Origin of the sequence: Staphylococcus sp. ACRSN (genome assembly GCF_022346615.1) — a bacterium.
Classification (GTDB): domain Bacteria; phylum Bacillota; class Bacilli; order Staphylococcales; family Staphylococcaceae; genus Staphylococcus.
The window spans coordinates 70,736-86,840 of record NZ_JAKRNS010000003.1; the positions used below are offsets into that span (position 1 = coordinate 70,736).

Sequence of the window (16,105 nt, forward strand, 5' to 3'; positions counted from 1 at the left end):
AAAGTGTCATGATTGTATTGCCGTAAGGTTATGTATTAATATGAATATTAACAATACTGTTGTATTTCAGTGTTTAGGAGGGATATATAATGAGAATTGGTAATTTTCATGTTCGTTATTTAAATGGTGGAATGACAAATATAGATGGAGGCGCAATGTTTGGTGTGGTACCAAGAGCTCTTTGGACAAAAAAATATGAAGTGAATGATAAAAATCAAATTCCATTACCTACACATCCTATTTTAATTCAAACTGGAGATAAAAATATTTTGATAGATACAGGTATTGGTGTCGGAAAATTAACTGACAAAGAGCGTAGAAATTTTGGTGCTAATTATGAAAGTGAAATAGATACTGATTTAAAAGCACTGAATTTAACTAAACTTGATATAGATATATTAATTTTAACGCATTTACATTTTGATCATGCATCGGGATTAACAGATAGTGAGGGAAATGCAAGCTTTCCAAATGCAATACATGTTTTTCAACAAGACGAATGGCATGAATTTCAAAGCCCTAATATTAGAAGTCAATCGACATATTGGTCAAAAAATAATGGCAATTTCAAGCAAAAATTAGTGCTTTTTGAACAAGAATATGAAGTGTATCCGGGAATAAAAGTGTGTCATACAGGAGGGCATAGTTATGGTCACTCAATTATAACTATTGAAAGTGGTGAAGATAAGGCAGTGCATATGGGTGATATATTCCCAACAACGGCACATAAAAACCCACTTTGGGTAACTGCCTATGACGATTATCCTATGGTTTCAATTAGAGAGAAGGAACGTTTGATACCACGATTTATACAAGAAGGGTACTGGTTCTTGTTTTATCATGATAATAATTATTTTGCAGTGAAATACGATAGAGAGCAACCGGATGAAATGCAAAGTTATTTATCTAGAAATTAAAATAGCTAAAGTAATAGAGTGAAATTCAAATCATAAATTAACTTTGTGACATGTTGTTTAACAACAAGTTCCCACACGTATTAGTAATTTTGAAATAGATTTGATATGCCAGGATAATTAATATGGCAATTCACTCTTACTTTAGCTTTTATTTTGTACATTCAATTATATCAATGATTTCACCAGTTGAAGCATTTGCAAAGAAATCATAATAAGTGATATTTCCATTATGTTGAGTAGTAATACCACCTTGGTAAACAATTAATTCGTTGTTTTCATATTTATAATGAATAGGTTCATTTAATATGTAAGATCCCACCACATGCATAAAATATGTTTTTACTTCAGTAATTACCTTTTCTGGATTAAGATATGTCCGAGTCTTGCGATTGTTAAACACAAGTCCTACTCCGACAATGGATGTAAGCAAAATAATTAAAATGATGAATAAGTTTTTTTTATTCAACATGATAGTATCTACCCCCATTAAAGTCATATTAATAGTGTACCACATTGAAGATGATATAATAAATATTAAGGAGTGAACGAGATTGAATATAGATTATGACAAAACAGTAAATAGAATTAAAACGTTAACTGAATTACATGGTGCACCAGGGTTTGAGGATGATATAAAAAATTATCTTATAGAGGAAATGAAGCCTTATGTTGATGACTTTGTCTATAACCGAATGGGCGGGTTTTACGGAGTGAAACGCTCTAAAACTAAAAAAGCTAAAAAAGTTATGGTAGCTGCGCATATGGATGAAATTGGTTTTATGATTACTAATATCACAGAACAAGGTATGTTGCAATTTACTAATTTAGGTGGTGTTGCTACTGATATTTGGCAAGGGCAAAGATTGAAGGTGAAATCTCGAAATAATGAGTTGATTATTGGCGTTGTTGCAAATATACCTAAACATTTTAGGACAGGAGCAGAAGGCGCACCAAAAATTGAAGATCTTTTGTTAGATATAGGCTGTGAAAATAAGAACGAAGTGCTTGAGCGAGGTATCCAAATTGGAGATACAATTGTTCCAGATACATCATTTATCCAGTTGTCTGAGCATCGTTTTGCGAGTAAAGCTTGGGATAATAGGTATGGTTGTTTAATTGGTATAGAATTATTAGAATTATTGAAAGATGTTGAACTAGAGTTTGACTTATATGTTGGTGCCAATGTTCAAGAAGAAGTGGGCTTGCGAGGTGCAAGAGCTTCTGCTGAATTAATTGATCCAGATATTGCTTTTGTAGTTGATTGTTCACCAGCAAATGATATGAAAGGTAAACAAAACCTTTCCGGTGAATTAGGCGCTGGGACATTGATAAGAATTAAGGATGGTACGATGTTATTGAAACCTACTTTTAGAGACTATCTTTTAAATATTGCTAATGAAAAGGACATTAATTATCAATATTATATATCTCCAGGTGGTACGGATGGTGGAGAAATTCATAAAGCTAACATCGGTATACCAACAGCTGTAATTGGCGTGTGTGCACGTTATATTCATAGTACAGATTCTGTTTTTGATATAAGAGATTACTATGCCGCGAGACATCTACTATTTGAGTCAACGAAACAGTTGAATGAACAACAAATTGAAATACTACAATATAAATAAGAGGAGAATTGATTATGAATAAATTAGAAAATGAAGCTCAATTTGAAGAATTAAAAGGTTCACAAACCGTATTTTTATTCACGGCTGATTGGTGTCCAGATTGTAAAATCATAGAACCTGATTTACCTCAATTAGAAGAAAAATATCAATCATACACTTTTGTGTCTGTTGATAGAGATAAATATTTAGATATTTGTATTGAACATGGTATTATGGGCATTCCAAGTTTTTTAGTTTATAAAGACGGAGCACAAATTGGTAGTTATATTGGTAAAGAGCGAAAATCAATAGAACAAATAGATAGCTTTTTGGCATCATTAAACTAATAAATATCAAAAATAAAGGCAATCAAAATTTGAAAAATATATACCCTTAGAGCGTACTTTTTTACTGTTCCTAAGGGTATATTTATTGTAAACTGTAATAAGGCACGTAAATAGGAGTGTTGTAAATGAATGTCTTTCAAATGAGAGATAAACTCAAAGAACGATTAAAGCATTTAGATGTTAAGTTTAGTTTTAATCGCGAAGAAGAAACGCTAAGGATCTCAAGAGTAGATAATAATCAAGGCGTTACTGTAAAGCTTTCTACAATAGTTGCAAAATATAAGCAACAAAAAGAAAGTGTAGTGAACGAGATTGTTTACTATGTTGAAGAAGCAATAGAACAAATGAAAGAAAAACAAATAGCAGATATTGATAATATTCAAATTATGCCAGTACTTAGATCTCCGAGTTTTGATAAGAAAGATAAAAATGGTAATGCATTTGTGATTGAAAAGCATACTGCAGAAACTAATATTTATTATGCCTTAGATTTAGGGAAATCATATCGTTTAATTGATGAACATATGTTAAATGAATTAAACCTTACAAAACAACAATTAAAAGAAATGGCTTTATTTAATATACGGAAATTAGAAAATAAATATAAGACAGATGAAGTCAAAGGTAATATATTCTATTTTGTAAATTCAAATGATGGCTATGATGCAAGTAGAATTTTAAATACAAGTTTCTTAAATGATTTGCAAAATCAATGTGAAGGCGAAATGTTAGTAGCTGCGCCACATCAAGATGTATTAATAATTGCGGATATAAGAAACAAGACTGGCTATGATGTAATGGCGCACTTAACAATGGAATTTTTCACTAAAGGATTAGTTCCGATTACATCATTATCATTTGGTTATGATCAAGGCCATTTCGAGCCAATTTTTATATTAGGAAAAAATAATAAACAAAAGCGAGATCCTAATGTAATTCAAAGATTAGAAGCAACAAGAAAGCAATACGAAAATAAAGATAAGAAATAATTAAGGAGTTTAAAAATCATGAATTTATTTTACAATAAAGAATCAGTCGGCGATGTCGCATTTTTACAAATTGAAGGTACAACAGGCACATTCGATTATGAAAAAAAAGGTGATGTTGTAGAAATTAAAGATAACGGTAAAGTTGTCGGTTACAACATTTTTAATATTTCTAAGAAATCACAAATTAATGGAAGTGGTCATATAAAATTGACAGAATCATTAGTTGAAGTATTACAAGAAGCGATTACAGAAGCTGGCTTTGGATATAAATTAAATGCAGATTTTTCTCCTAAGTTTGTAGTAGGGTATGTAGAAACGAAAGAAAAGCATCCAGATGCAGATAAATTAAGTGTACTAAAAGTTGATGTAGCAACAGAAAAACTTCAAATTGTTTGCGGTGCGCCTAATATAGAAGCTGGACAAAAAGTTGTCGTTGCAAAAGTTGGAGCAGTTATGCCGAGTGGCATGGTTATTAAAGATGCAGAATTACGTGGCGTACCATCAAGTGGCATGGTCTGTTCAATGAAAGAATTAAATTTACCTAATGCCCCTCAAGAAAAAGGAATTATGGTGTTGTCAGATGAGTACGCTGTAGGCGAATCATTTTTTGAAGAATAAAAGGAGGTAATGTATGAATGAGCTGGTTCGACAAGTTATTTGGAGAAGATAATGGTTCAAATGATGATTATCTCAATAAAAGAAGTCAACGACGTCAAAAAGCTAAACAACAAGAAAATAGAGAATCATTACTTCCTCAAAACAATGACGTTTATGAACGACCAAAAGGTAAATTTCGTTTTCCTGTAGATGGATTAGAAAACGAAAATCAACAATATACAGAAAAAGATTCAGATGCAACCCATTATGAAGCACCGGAAAAAGATAAGGGACAAAGCGGTGAATCTTTAAGTGTTAATCAACAACATCGAAGACGCAGAAGTATTCATGAAAAGCGCACTAACAATCGTACAAATGATTTCGATAAAGCAGAAAATAAAAATGTTGATAACAGTACAAATCAAAGTGAACATTTTAATGCTAAGAAACAACACAATGGTAAACGAATGCGTATACAAACAGATGTGCTAAGAGCCAATGCGCATAATAACCATTCTAAATCGAATTATCAAGCACCGACATATCATCAGAGTGAATTTAAAGCGAGTGAAGTACCATCAGCTATTTTTGGAACAAAAAAACCTCGACCTTTAGAAAATGGTGTTATACCTCCTTCTTCTGATGATGATTCGGAAAGTAAAGAATCAAATTCGAATCTTTCTAATCTTGCTCAGTCGAATCAAAAGTATAATTTCGATGAGAAATCATCAACTCAAGATGAAAAAGATACAGTATTTTATAATGATCAATATATAGAGTCTGAAGTTGGAAATTCAAAAAAAGAAAGTGATGAAATTAATCAACATGAGGCAACAGACTTTAGCAATGAACAATCATCACATCAAAAAACACCTAAAAATAATACAATAAACATTGAAAACATATATGCATCACAAATCGTTGAAGAAATTCGTAAAGAGCGTGAACGAAAACTATTACAAAAACGTCAATTTAAAAAAGCTTTACAACAAAAGCGACAAGAGCAAAATGAAAATCATGAAGATAGTATCCAACATGCAATTGATGAAATGTACGCGGAACAAGCAAAAAACCATTTTGGTGAGAGCTCACTAGATGATATTTCAAGTGATGAATATAATCAAACTGAATTAAACACAAATTCAGAGCAATTAGGATTTGAAGATAATACAGAATGGCATTCAAACGATTTAGACAATGAAGAGTTGGACAGTCAGTCTTCAAGTATGTTTAATTATGAAGAAATTGACTTAGATCATATTAGTGATGTACATACAGTCAATGAAGAATATCAGCATGTAGATGATGAAACTTACTCAGATTCAAATCAAAATCTTGGCATAGAAGATGTAGAGAAGGATGATTTGAGCGATGCACAAAAAGATACTACGCATAATGTTGACTATGAAACGCAACTAATGCATTCTGATTCGGATGAAAAAGATACAAATGACGATTCCCAACATAAAAATGTTGAATCGATTCGAACTGATGATGATACAGATGTAGTTGATGCACAATATCGTGAAATATCTAATGAAAATAATATTCAAGATGGTATGATGTCATCTCCACAAAATAGTAACGAGATATCGAAACAAGATAAAGATGATTTATCGTTAGGGTATCAAAATGATACAAGTGAAGAAGCATTAAATAACAGTGATAATCGATCTAACAATGAACCTGAAGAACATGTTAGTAGTATATCTGACGCTAATATAAGTAGCGTGGAAACAACCAAAGCATCAACATCGGAGTCATTAGAATCCGAACATCAACAAAGTGAAAATGAAGAACAATTGGGAAGTAATACAATTAATGATGACTTAAATTCAACTGATAAAATAGCTATGGAAAACCAAGTAGTAGAACCTACTTCAGAAAGTAGTTCTGAATCTATAGCAGACACAGAAGTAAGTGATAAACAATATGATAATAATATGAATAAAGCTCAAAATGTAGATGCTAATGTGAATCATAGTGATACAGATAATCATGCAGAAGCAATACATTCGGATAATAGTGTTAAGTCAAAACATAGTCACAATGTGAAAAAGGGAAGTAAGCCATTTAACGTTGTCATGACACCATCTGATAAAAAACGTATAATGGATGCACGTAAAGCAAAACAACAAACGATGCAATCAGATGTAATAAAAAAACAAAATATAAATAAAGATAGAACTGAAATGTCACAACACCAAACTTATAGTGAATCTGAGGTTAATATAGAAGGAACTCAATCTGTAAAAAACAGTTCTGATTCTAATTATATTGAAACTAAGAATTCAGTTAATACATCTGAAGTGCCACACAGACAAGATGAACTTTCAGAAGCAAATAGTAATTTCGAAGTGAAAGAACGCGATGCTTTAAATAAAAGACAAGAGAACATGCAACAGCAAAATCAGCAAAACGAAAATATAGAAAATGGCAACCTAGATTTAGAAAATAATACGGTTGAGACGCCATCATTAAAGCCTGAATTTAACGAAGCAAGTTTAGGTGGAGCTTCTAGTGCTGTGGCCAAAGATAGTCAACAAGAAGAAAAACCTACTATTAGAAAGGGACCAAATATTAAATTACCAAGTCCTGATATATTAGAAGAACCAGAAGAACATGAAATTGATAATTCATGGATTGAAGAGAAAAAGCAAGAATTAAATGAAGCTTTTTATTATTTTAATGTACCGGCTGAAGTGCAAAATGTTACAGAAGGACCAAGTGTAACACGCTTTGAGTTGTCTGTAGAAAAGGGTGTCAAAGTATCTCGTATTACTGCACTACAAGATGATATTAAAATGGCCTTAGCAGCTAAGGATATTAGAATAGAAGCTCCAATACCAGGAACTAGTTTGGTTGGTATTGAGGTACCTAATCAGGCATCAACAAAAGTTAATATCCGTTCAATAATCGACTCTCCAAAATTCAAAAATGCTGAATCGAAATTAACTGTTGCAATGGGGTATAGAATTAATAATGAACCATTATTAATGGACATTGCTAAGACACCTCATGCGCTAATAGCAGGTGCTACAGGGTCAGGGAAATCAGTTTGTATTAATAGTATCTTGATGTCATTATTATATAAAAATCATCCTGAAGAACTTAGACTGTTACTAATTGATCCGAAAATGGTAGAATTAGCACCATACAATGGTTTACCACATTTAGTAGCTCCAGTTATTACCGATGTTAAAGCAGCTACTCAAAGTTTAAAATGGGCTGTTGAAGAAATGGAACGTAGATATAAGGTATTTGCTAAGTATCATGTAAGAAATATTACTGCATTTAATAAAAAGGCAGCATATGAAGATAGAATGCCAAAAATAGTAATTGTAATTGATGAATTAGCAGATTTAATGATGATGGCACCTCAAGAAGTAGAACAATCTATTGCAAGAATTGCTCAAAAAGCACGTGCATGTGGTATTCATATGTTAGTTGCTACACAGCGACCTTCTGTAAATGTTATTACTGGTTTAATTAAAGCTAATATTCCAACTAGAATTGCATTTATGGTTTCATCAAGCGTAGATTCTAGAACAATCTTAGATAGTGGTGGAGCAGAGAGATTGCTAGGTTATGGAGATATGCTATATTTAGGTAGCGGTATGAATAAACCGATACGTGTTCAAGGTACTTTTGTTTCAGATGAGGAAATCGATGATGTAGTTGATTTTATTAAACAACAACGTGAACCAGAATACTTATTTGAAGAGAAGGAATTATTGAAGAAAACTGAAGCACAGCCTCAGGATGATTTATTTAATGATGTTTGTAACTTTATGTTGCAAGAAGGACATATTTCAACATCACTTATTCAACGTCATTTCCAAATAGGTTATAATCGAGCAGCAAGAATTATAGATCAGTTAGAGCAATTAGGTTATGTTTCGGGCGCTAATGGTTCTAAACCAAGAGATGTATATATAACAGAAGCTGATTTAAACAACGATTAATTGAGAGAAAAATAAAAATTAATAAAAGAGGAGTGTTACAATGACACATTATCATTTTGTCGGCATCAAAGGTGCCGGTATGAGTTCATTAGCACAAATAATGCATGATCTTGGAAATGAAGTACAAGGCTCAGATATAAAAAACTATGTATTTACAGAAGTTGCATTAAAAAATAATGGCATAGAAATATTACCATTTGACGAAAAAAATATTAAAGAAGATATGGTAATCGTACAAGGCAACGCTTTTCCAGATACACATGAAGAAGTTGTAAAAGCACATGCGTTGAAGTTAGATGTCATACGCTATCATGATTTCTTAGGGCATGTCATAAATCAATATACATCTGTCGCAGTAACTGGCGCGCACGGCAAGACATCCACGACTGGATTATTATCTCACGTGATGAATGGTGATAAAAAGACTTCATTCTTAATCGGAGATGGAACAGGATTAGGTATTCCTGAAAGTGATTATTTTGCATTCGAGGCTTGTGAATATAGAAGACACTTCCTAAGTTACCATCCGGATTATGCAATTATGACAAATATAGATTTTGACCATCCGGATTACTTCAAAGATATTCATGACGTTATAGATGCATTCCAAGAAATGGCTCATAATGTAAAGAAAGGTATTATTGCATGGGGCGGTGACGAACACTTACGTGAAATCAAAGCTGACGTACCAGTGTATTATTATGGATTTTCAAAAAATGATAATGTTTATGCTGATAATGTACAAATCAGTCCAAAAGGTACACAATTTGATGTTTATGTTGAAAACGAATATTATGATACTTTCTTATCACCACAATTTGGAGATCATAATATATTAAATGCGCTTGCAGTTATTACAATAAGCTACTTAGAAAATTTAAATGTTGATAATATAAAAGAAGCACTGGAAACATTTGGTGGTGTAAAACGCCGATTTAACGAAACTAAAGTAGGTAGTCAAATACTAGTAGATGATTATGCACACCATCCTCGTGAAATTAGTGCAACAATTGAAACTGCTAGAAAAAAATATCCTGATAAAGAAGTTATTGCTGTATTTCAACCACATACATTTAGTAGAACAAAAGCATTTTTAGATGAGTTTGCTGAATGTCTAAATACTGCTGACCATACATTTTTATGTGAAATTTTTGGTTCAATCAGAGAAAATAGTGGTAATTTAACTATACAAGATCTTATCGATAAAATTGATGATGCAAAACTTATTGATGAAGAATCTGTTAATGCATTAGAGCAATATAATAATGCAGTTATTTTATTCATGGGTGCTGGAGATATACAAAAAATCCAACGTGCTTACATGGAAAATGTTGGTGTAACTACCTCATTTTAATATGTTTATGTTAAAATGATATGGGTAGTTATAATAAGTAACAACATATGTTTATTAGGAGGCGTTTTTAATGGAATGGATTTTACCTATAGCTGGAATTATCGCTGCGATCGCATTTCTTATACTAGTAATTGGTATCGTAGTAGTATTACTTTCAGTCAAGAAAAACTTAGATCACGTTGCTAAAACACTTGATGGTGTTGAAGGACAAATTCAAGGTATTACACGTGAATCAACGGATTTACTTCATAAAGCTAATCGCTTAACAGAAGATATCCAAGGCAAATCAGATCGTTTGAACTCAGTAGTTGATGCCGTTAAAGGTATTGGTGATTCAGTACAAACTTTAAACGGTTCAGTAGACCGAGTTACAAACTCAATTACGCACAACATTTCTCAAAATGAAGATAAAATTTCTCAAGTTGTTCAATGGTCAAATGTTGCAATGGAAGTTGCTGACAAATGGCAAAACAGAAGAAATCGTAGAAATAGTGCAAATTATAAAACAAGTGGAGTAGCTGATGATTCAAACTTCTCAAACGAAGGTAACCATAGCTATACTACACGCGTTGATAATAAATAATTCATATACTTAAACAAACAAATGCACTTAAATGAGGATTTAAACTTATTTAAGTGCATTTGTTATAGGGGGCTATCAATTATGAAGTATTACAATCGAGATGATTATGAAAGAAATTTAGAAAGTTATGAAGTACCAGAATATTTTACAAAAGACAGTAGAAATATTTTTGTCTATGGTTTCATTGTTGGTGCAGTCATAGGTTCAGCTATAGGTTTAGTAACTTTAAATAAACCGCGTAGTGATAAACATTCTGATAAACAAACAAAAGAGAACCAATTTAAATCTAGTATAATAAATCAAACTGAAGCGGATCAACTTGCTGCAGAAGAACAAGTTGATAGTATCAAATCTTCAATTGATAAGCAAAATGATGTATCAGCTGAAACATTGGCAGCACAAAAGGTTGCAATTAAAGAAGAAGCTGAAGAACATAATTTAGCTGACACATCACCAAATGCACAATCACCAAATCAACAACAAGAACAAACAGAAGATGATAGTAATATCGCAGGACTAGAAACTCAGCATATAGATGCTACAAAACAACCAACCCAAAACGAAGTAGCAGCACAACAAGAGGCTATTAAAGAAGAAACACCGAATAGTAACTTAAATGATGGTGGAGTAGCTGAAACACAAGCTGAAAGTGAACTAGAAACTCAGCATATAGATGCTACAAAACAACCAACTCAAAGTGAAGTAGCAGCGCAACAAGAAGCGATTAAAGAAGAAACACCGAATAATTCTATTGATAATAACACATCAAAGGCTAAAGGTACTAAACTTACTGCAGCGGCAGCAGGTGGTACGGTTGCAGCTGCAGGAGTAGCTAAAGCTGCAAGTGATAAAGAAGAAAAAATTGCTAATGATTCTGAAACAGCAAAAAGCACAGATGAAATAGTTAATTCTGATGAGCAACAAGGCACATCGAACACTACAAAATCTACACCTAATTTAGTTTCTAAAAATGATTCAAATTCTAGTAATAAAGCAATACCTACAGGGATAGTAACTGCTTCTGGATTAGCAGTAGCTGCAAAATCAAAACAATCAGCACTTAAAAATGATTCAAATGTTTCTGATAAGACAGCTGAATTATTAAAACCAGAAGGTATTCAATCCAATAGCAATAAAGAAGTACCACAACTTGTTTCAAAAAATAAAGTTGATACTTCAGTAGAATCTACTGATAAAGTAGATAATTCTTCAGACAAAGGCAATAAAGCTGTGGCATCTTCTGTGCCATCTAAACCACATGATGCAGAAAGACGTGTAGAACAAGTACATGAAACAGTGAGCTTTAAAGATGGTATAATTTCTCATGATAAAGCTGGACAAGTAAATAATAATCAAAAAGGTAACGCCACTAACTCAGTTAAAGAAGAAAATGTAGATTACAATGAGGGTATCATTACTCATGGAAGCGAAAATAATTCATCTGAAACAAATCATGATCCATCAAATGATAATAATGTTGCCTATTCAAAAAATCGTCCACAAACAAAAAAAGCTGAAAAGGCTAAAAGTAAAATAGCAAAACGAACATTTAATGATTAATTAAAGATACGTTATTCTTTAAATTTGAGAATGTTTGAGAGTAAAGACAAACCTAAGAATTATGTCTTAGGTTTGTCTTTTTTATGTTATTGCAAGTATTATGATTATTGATTATGTGCTTTTAACATTATTAAAAATAAAAGTAGAATCGTAAGTTATATATTTCAATTATTAGGTAACGCTTTAAAACTGTATAGTGATAAAGGTTGCATTAAAAATATAAATTTTTTGTTATTTTATTAATAAATTTGATCAAAAGTGTAAAATATAACTAGTATATGACTGAAAATTCAGTTATCATTAGTGTTATTCATTAAAAAAGTAAAATATTTTAAATAGTGACTTGAACTTATTGTAACTTATTGTTAGAATTACGTTTAACAAATATTTTATCGCTTTAAAGCAGAATAAAATATGCAGTTTAAATTTTTCATAGAGGTGACTTAAATGACAGATAAATTACAAGAATACAGAGATGAAATAGTTGAAATTAATGATGAAATTTTAAAACTTTTATCTAAAAGAGGAAAATTAGCACAAAGTATAGGTGAGGAAAAACGTAAACAAGGTACTATGGTTTATGATCCTCAACGCGAAAAAGAAATGATTAATGTACTTTTAGATAAAAATGAAGGTCCATTTAACGACAATGTGATTAAACAATTATTTAAAGAAATCTTTAAAGCCTCTACAGATCTACAAAAATCTGAAAATGAAAAACACTTATATGTTTCAAGAAAATTGAAACCAGAAGATACAATCGTTCAATTTGATAACGGTGGTATCATTGGAGATGGAAATAAGTCATTTGTATTTGGTCCATGTTCTGTAGAATCTCAAGAACAAGTTGACGCAGTAGCAGCTAATTTACAAGCGAGAGGTGAAAAGTTCATTAGAGGTGGCGCATTTAAACCTCGTACTTCACCATATGATTTCCAAGGACTAGGTGTTGAAGGGCTTAAAATACTTAAAAATACTAAAGATAAATACGGCTTAAATGTCGTTAGTGAAATTGTGAATCCTGCAGACTTTGAAGTGGCGGATGAATATTTAGATGTATTCCAAATAGGTGCACGTAACATGCAAAACTTTGAATTGTTGAAAGAAGCAGGTCGTTCTAATAAGCCAGTATTATTAAAACGTGGCTTATCAGCTACAATCGAAGAATTCATTTATGCTGCTGAATACATTGCTGCACAAGGGAATAATAATATTATCCTTTGTGAACGAGGCATTCGTACTTATGAAAAAGCAACAAGAAATACTTTAGATATTTCAGCGGTACCAATTTTAAAACAAGGCACTCATTTACCAGTAATGGTAGATGTAACGCATAGTACAGGTAGAAAAGATATTATGTTACCAACTGCAAAAGCAGGCCTAGCTGTAGGTGCAGATGGTATTATGGCTGAGGTTCACCCAGATCCTTCTGTAGCTTTAAGTGATAGTGGTCAACAAATGGACTTTAACGAATTTGAGAAATTTTACAATGAAATTAAGCCATTAGCAGATATGTACAATAGTAAAAAATTAAAATAAATTGTAAGTTATGTTGTGAGAAATTTTACACAGCATAAATATCCCTATACTACTTCAAATTGTTGTGGTATAGGGATATTTTAATTTGTATTAAAGACGTACTTAAATGAATTAACTAATCAATATTTTTGTAATAGTAGTAATATATAGTATAAATCCTGTTATATTCTATTCTTACACTATGTAAAAATAAAATATAATTATATATAATGACATAATCATGACATTTAAAACAAAATGATTTTATATTTATAGAAAATGTGGTAAACTTTGAAAAGTTGTGAAAACAGAGTATAATAACAAATAAATCGCTTACAAGGAGGAAATTATGACAGTTACAATATATGATGTTGCAAGAGAAGCACGTGTTTCTATGGCAACTGTATCACGTGTCGTTAATGGTAACCAAAACGTTAAACCTGAAACTAGAGACAAAGTGAACGAAGTGATAAAAAAATTAAATTACCGTCCAAATGCAGTAGCACGTGGATTGGCTAGTAAACGTACTACAACCGTAGGCGTAATTATTCCAGATATTTCAAATGTATATTATTCTCAGTTAGCTAGAGGATTAGAAGACATCGCTACGATGTATAAATATCATTCAATTATTTCTAACTCAGATAACGATCCAGTTAAAGAGAAAGAAATTTTTAATAATCTATTAAGTAAACAAGTAGATGGTATCATTTTCTTAGGTGGTACAATTTCAGAAGAGATTAAAGACCTTATTAACAAATCATCCGTGCCAGTTGTTGTGTCTGGTACAAATGGTAAAGATGATGGAATTGCTTCAGTTAATATTGATTTTAAAACGGCAGCTAAAGAAATTACGAGTCAATTAATCAATAATGGCGCGAAGACATTTGCTTTCGTAGGTGGAGATTACTCTAAGAAAGCTCAAGAAGATGTATTAGTTGGGTTGAAAGAAGTATTATCACAGCATCAATTACAATTAGATGATACGCTAATCTTTAATGGAAATGAAACTTATAAAGATGGCGTACGTGCTTTTGAATCTTTAAAGTCTGCTAAGCCAGATGCTATTCTATCGATAAGTGATGAGCAAGCAATTGGATTAGTACATTCAGCGCAAGATGTTGGTGTAAAAGTCCCTGAATCATTACAAATTGTAAGTTTTAACAATACAAGATTAGTGGAAATGGTTAGACCACAATTATCAAGTGTTATTCAACCACTATATGACATTGGTGCTGTTGGAATGAGATTACTTACAAAATATATGAATGAAGAAGAAATTGAAGAACCGAATGTTATATTACCTCATAGAATTGAATATAGAGGTACAACAAAATAATTAGGTGAGCAGTTGTTAAAATTCCTATAATATAAATATCCCCTTATTTTCACTATGGTCTTTGTTTATCAAGTCATTTATTACATTTTCTTGATATGATTTTTTAACCATAGAATAATGAAGATAAGGGGATATTTTTTTAAATATACGCTGTACCATTAAATAAACCAACTGCGAACTTGCATTGCGCGCTTCATATTTATTTCACTAATTTCAGACCTTCTTGGAATAGCTTGGTATGCTTTACGATCATCTGTCCATGTTTGTGGTAATGGATTAGGAGCATATTGTTGCCATTTGTTAATCCACTTTTCAGGCAATTGTCCCTTAGGTTTAGTTTCTCCTATAAGTGCTAAAAAGACATGTGACCAAGCTCTAGGTACGACTTCCCAAATATTATATCCACCACCGCCAAACATAATTATTTTTCCATCCGTATATGTATCTGCTAAAGACTTAATCATATATGGTATTTGATATAATACATCTAATGTGCAATTCATATGTGTTAACGGATCTAAATAATGGATATCTACACCATGCACGCTTACTATAATGTCAGGTTTAAATGAAGCGATGACAGGTTCTATAGTAGCTTTGAAAACTTCTAAAAATGAATCGTCTTCCGTATAAGGTTCTAGTGGTACATTTACTGTATAACCAAAACCTTCTTCGTTACCTCGTTCTGTATAATGTCCTGATCCTGGGAATAAAAATTTACCCGTTTCATGTATTGAATAAATCAAAACTTGATTGTTTGTATAAAAACTCCATTGTGTACCATCACCATGATGTGCATCTGTATCGATGCACAGGACACGTTGGTTGTAATGATGCATCAAGTATTTAATAGCAATTGCAACATCATTATAAATACAAAAACCATTTGCGCGTCCTGGTAAGCTATGATGCAATCCGCCACCTAAATGACAGCCATTTGTAATTTTATTTGTCATTATTTGATCAACTAAATTTAATGCACCCCCAACAATTCTAGCGCTATGTTTATGCATCATGCGAAATTGTTGTGTATCATCGCCATCTAGACCGTACTTTTTGGCTTCATTATCACTAAGTATGCCATGTGATGCATGTCGAATAGTTTGAATATAATCATAACTATGAATTAGACCGATTTCATCGTCAGTTGCTATACGTGGCGAAATGAATTGCGTATTTTGTAAGTAACCTAAATCTATTAATAATTCAGTGGTTAATTTAAGACGCATTTGATTGAAAGGATGGCTGTTACTGAATCTATATTGTAATAAATCATTGGAATAGACGTAACCCGTTGACTGTTGCTTTTTTTTCATAAATTTCTCCCCT

The 16,105-nt window shown here is 31.9% G+C and carries 13 protein-coding genes; 11 read left to right on the forward strand and 2 right to left on the reverse strand.

Going from position 1 to position 16,105, the window contains the following annotated elements:
• Nucleotides 1–89 precede the first annotated feature (89 nt).
• Nucleotides 90–917 (forward strand): YtnP family quorum-quenching lactonase, encoded by an 828-nt coding sequence (locus MHZ36_RS03875; protein ID WP_239229736.1) that lies wholly within the window; start codon nt 90–92, stop codon nt 915–917.
• 148 nt (nt 918–1,065) lie between these two features.
• Here the strand turns inward: MHZ36_RS03875 and MHZ36_RS03880 are convergent, their stop codons facing one another.
• Complete coding sequence (locus MHZ36_RS03880) at nt 1,066–1,386, reverse strand: hypothetical protein (RefSeq protein ID WP_239229738.1); 321 nt, start codon at nt 1,384–1,386, stop codon at nt 1,066–1,068.
• 82 nt (nt 1,387–1,468) lie between these two features.
• On the opposite strand from MHZ36_RS03880, the gene MHZ36_RS03885 reads away from it, so the two are divergent.
• The 10 genes from MHZ36_RS03885 (at nt 1,469) to ccpA (ending at nt 14,776) form a co-directional block, all read left to right on the forward strand.
• Nucleotides 1,469–2,545 (forward strand): M42 family metallopeptidase, encoded by a 1,077-nt coding sequence (locus tag MHZ36_RS03885; protein ID WP_239229739.1) that lies wholly within the window; start codon nt 1,469–1,471, stop codon nt 2,543–2,545.
• Between the two features lie 14 nt (nt 2,546–2,559).
• Entirely contained in the window at nt 2,560–2,871 is a 312-nt protein-coding gene (locus tag MHZ36_RS03890; protein ID WP_239229741.1) for a thioredoxin family protein, read from the forward strand.
• 125 nt (nt 2,872–2,996) lie between these two features.
• Entirely contained in the window at nt 2,997–3,860 is an 864-nt protein-coding gene (locus MHZ36_RS03895; protein WP_239229742.1) for a DUF1444 domain-containing protein, read from the forward strand.
• An 18-nt stretch (nt 3,861–3,878) separates the two neighbouring features.
• Complete coding sequence (gene ytpR / locus MHZ36_RS03900; protein ID WP_239229743.1) at nt 3,879–4,478, forward strand: YtpR family tRNA-binding protein; 600 nt, start codon at nt 3,879–3,881, stop codon at nt 4,476–4,478.
• Nucleotides 4,479–4,495: 17 nt separating this feature from the next.
• Nucleotides 4,496–8,422, forward strand: coding sequence for a DNA translocase FtsK (locus tag MHZ36_RS03905; RefSeq protein ID WP_239229744.1), 3,927 nt, complete (start codon nt 4,496–4,498; stop codon nt 8,420–8,422).
• A gap of 40 nt (nt 8,423–8,462) precedes the next feature.
• Complete coding sequence (gene murC / locus MHZ36_RS03910) at nt 8,463–9,776, forward strand: UDP-N-acetylmuramate--L-alanine ligase (RefSeq protein WP_239229745.1); 1,314 nt, start codon at nt 8,463–8,465, stop codon at nt 9,774–9,776.
• Between the two features lie 70 nt (nt 9,777–9,846).
• Complete coding sequence (locus MHZ36_RS03915; protein WP_239229746.1) at nt 9,847–10,359, forward strand: DUF948 domain-containing protein; 513 nt, start codon at nt 9,847–9,849, stop codon at nt 10,357–10,359.
• Nucleotides 10,360–10,440: 81 nt separating this feature from the next.
• Nucleotides 10,441–11,919, forward strand: a complete 1,479-nt coding sequence (locus tag MHZ36_RS03920; protein WP_239229747.1) for a hypothetical protein — start codon at nt 10,441–10,443, stop codon at nt 11,917–11,919.
• A gap of 447 nt (nt 11,920–12,366) precedes the next feature.
• Complete coding sequence (locus MHZ36_RS03925; protein WP_239229748.1) at nt 12,367–13,458, forward strand: bifunctional 3-deoxy-7-phosphoheptulonate synthase/chorismate mutase; 1,092 nt, start codon at nt 12,367–12,369, stop codon at nt 13,456–13,458.
• A gap of 328 nt (nt 13,459–13,786) precedes the next feature.
• Nucleotides 13,787–14,776 (forward strand): catabolite control protein A, encoded by a 990-nt coding sequence (ccpA, locus tag MHZ36_RS03930; protein ID WP_239229749.1) that lies wholly within the window; start codon nt 13,787–13,789, stop codon nt 14,774–14,776.
• Nucleotides 14,777–14,934: 158 nt separating this feature from the next.
• Here the strand turns inward: ccpA and MHZ36_RS03935 are convergent, their stop codons facing one another.
• Nucleotides 14,935–16,092, reverse strand: a complete 1,158-nt coding sequence (locus tag MHZ36_RS03935; protein WP_239229751.1) for an acetoin utilization protein AcuC — start codon at nt 16,090–16,092, stop codon at nt 14,935–14,937.
• Between the last annotated feature and the right edge of the window lie 13 nt (nt 16,093–16,105).

Coding starts and splice junctions, on each gene's coding strand:
- MHZ36_RS03875 (WP_239229736.1), top strand. CDS start 90: ATGAGAATTGGTAATTTTCATGTTCGTTATTTAAATGGTGGAATGACA.
- MHZ36_RS03880 (WP_239229738.1), bottom strand. CDS start 1,386: ATGTTGAATAAAAAAAACTTATTCATCATTTTAATTATTTTGCTTACA.
- MHZ36_RS03890 (WP_239229741.1), top strand. CDS start 2,560: ATGAATAAATTAGAAAATGAAGCTCAATTTGAAGAATTAAAAGGTTCA.
- MHZ36_RS03895 (WP_239229742.1), top strand. CDS start 2,997: ATGAATGTCTTTCAAATGAGAGATAAACTCAAAGAACGATTAAAGCAT.
- ytpR (WP_239229743.1), top strand. CDS start 3,879: ATGAATTTATTTTACAATAAAGAATCAGTCGGCGATGTCGCATTTTTA.
- MHZ36_RS03905 (WP_239229744.1), top strand. CDS start 4,496: ATGAGCTGGTTCGACAAGTTATTTGGAGAAGATAATGGTTCAAATGAT.
- murC (WP_239229745.1), top strand. CDS start 8,463: ATGACACATTATCATTTTGTCGGCATCAAAGGTGCCGGTATGAGTTCA.
- MHZ36_RS03915 (WP_239229746.1), top strand. CDS start 9,847: ATGGAATGGATTTTACCTATAGCTGGAATTATCGCTGCGATCGCATTT.
- MHZ36_RS03920 (WP_239229747.1), top strand. CDS start 10,441: ATGAAGTATTACAATCGAGATGATTATGAAAGAAATTTAGAAAGTTAT.
- MHZ36_RS03925 (WP_239229748.1), top strand. CDS start 12,367: ATGACAGATAAATTACAAGAATACAGAGATGAAATAGTTGAAATTAAT.
- ccpA (WP_239229749.1), top strand. CDS start 13,787: ATGACAGTTACAATATATGATGTTGCAAGAGAAGCACGTGTTTCTATG.
- MHZ36_RS03935 (WP_239229751.1), bottom strand. CDS start 16,092: ATGAAAAAAAAGCAACAGTCAACGGGTTACGTCTATTCCAATGATTTA.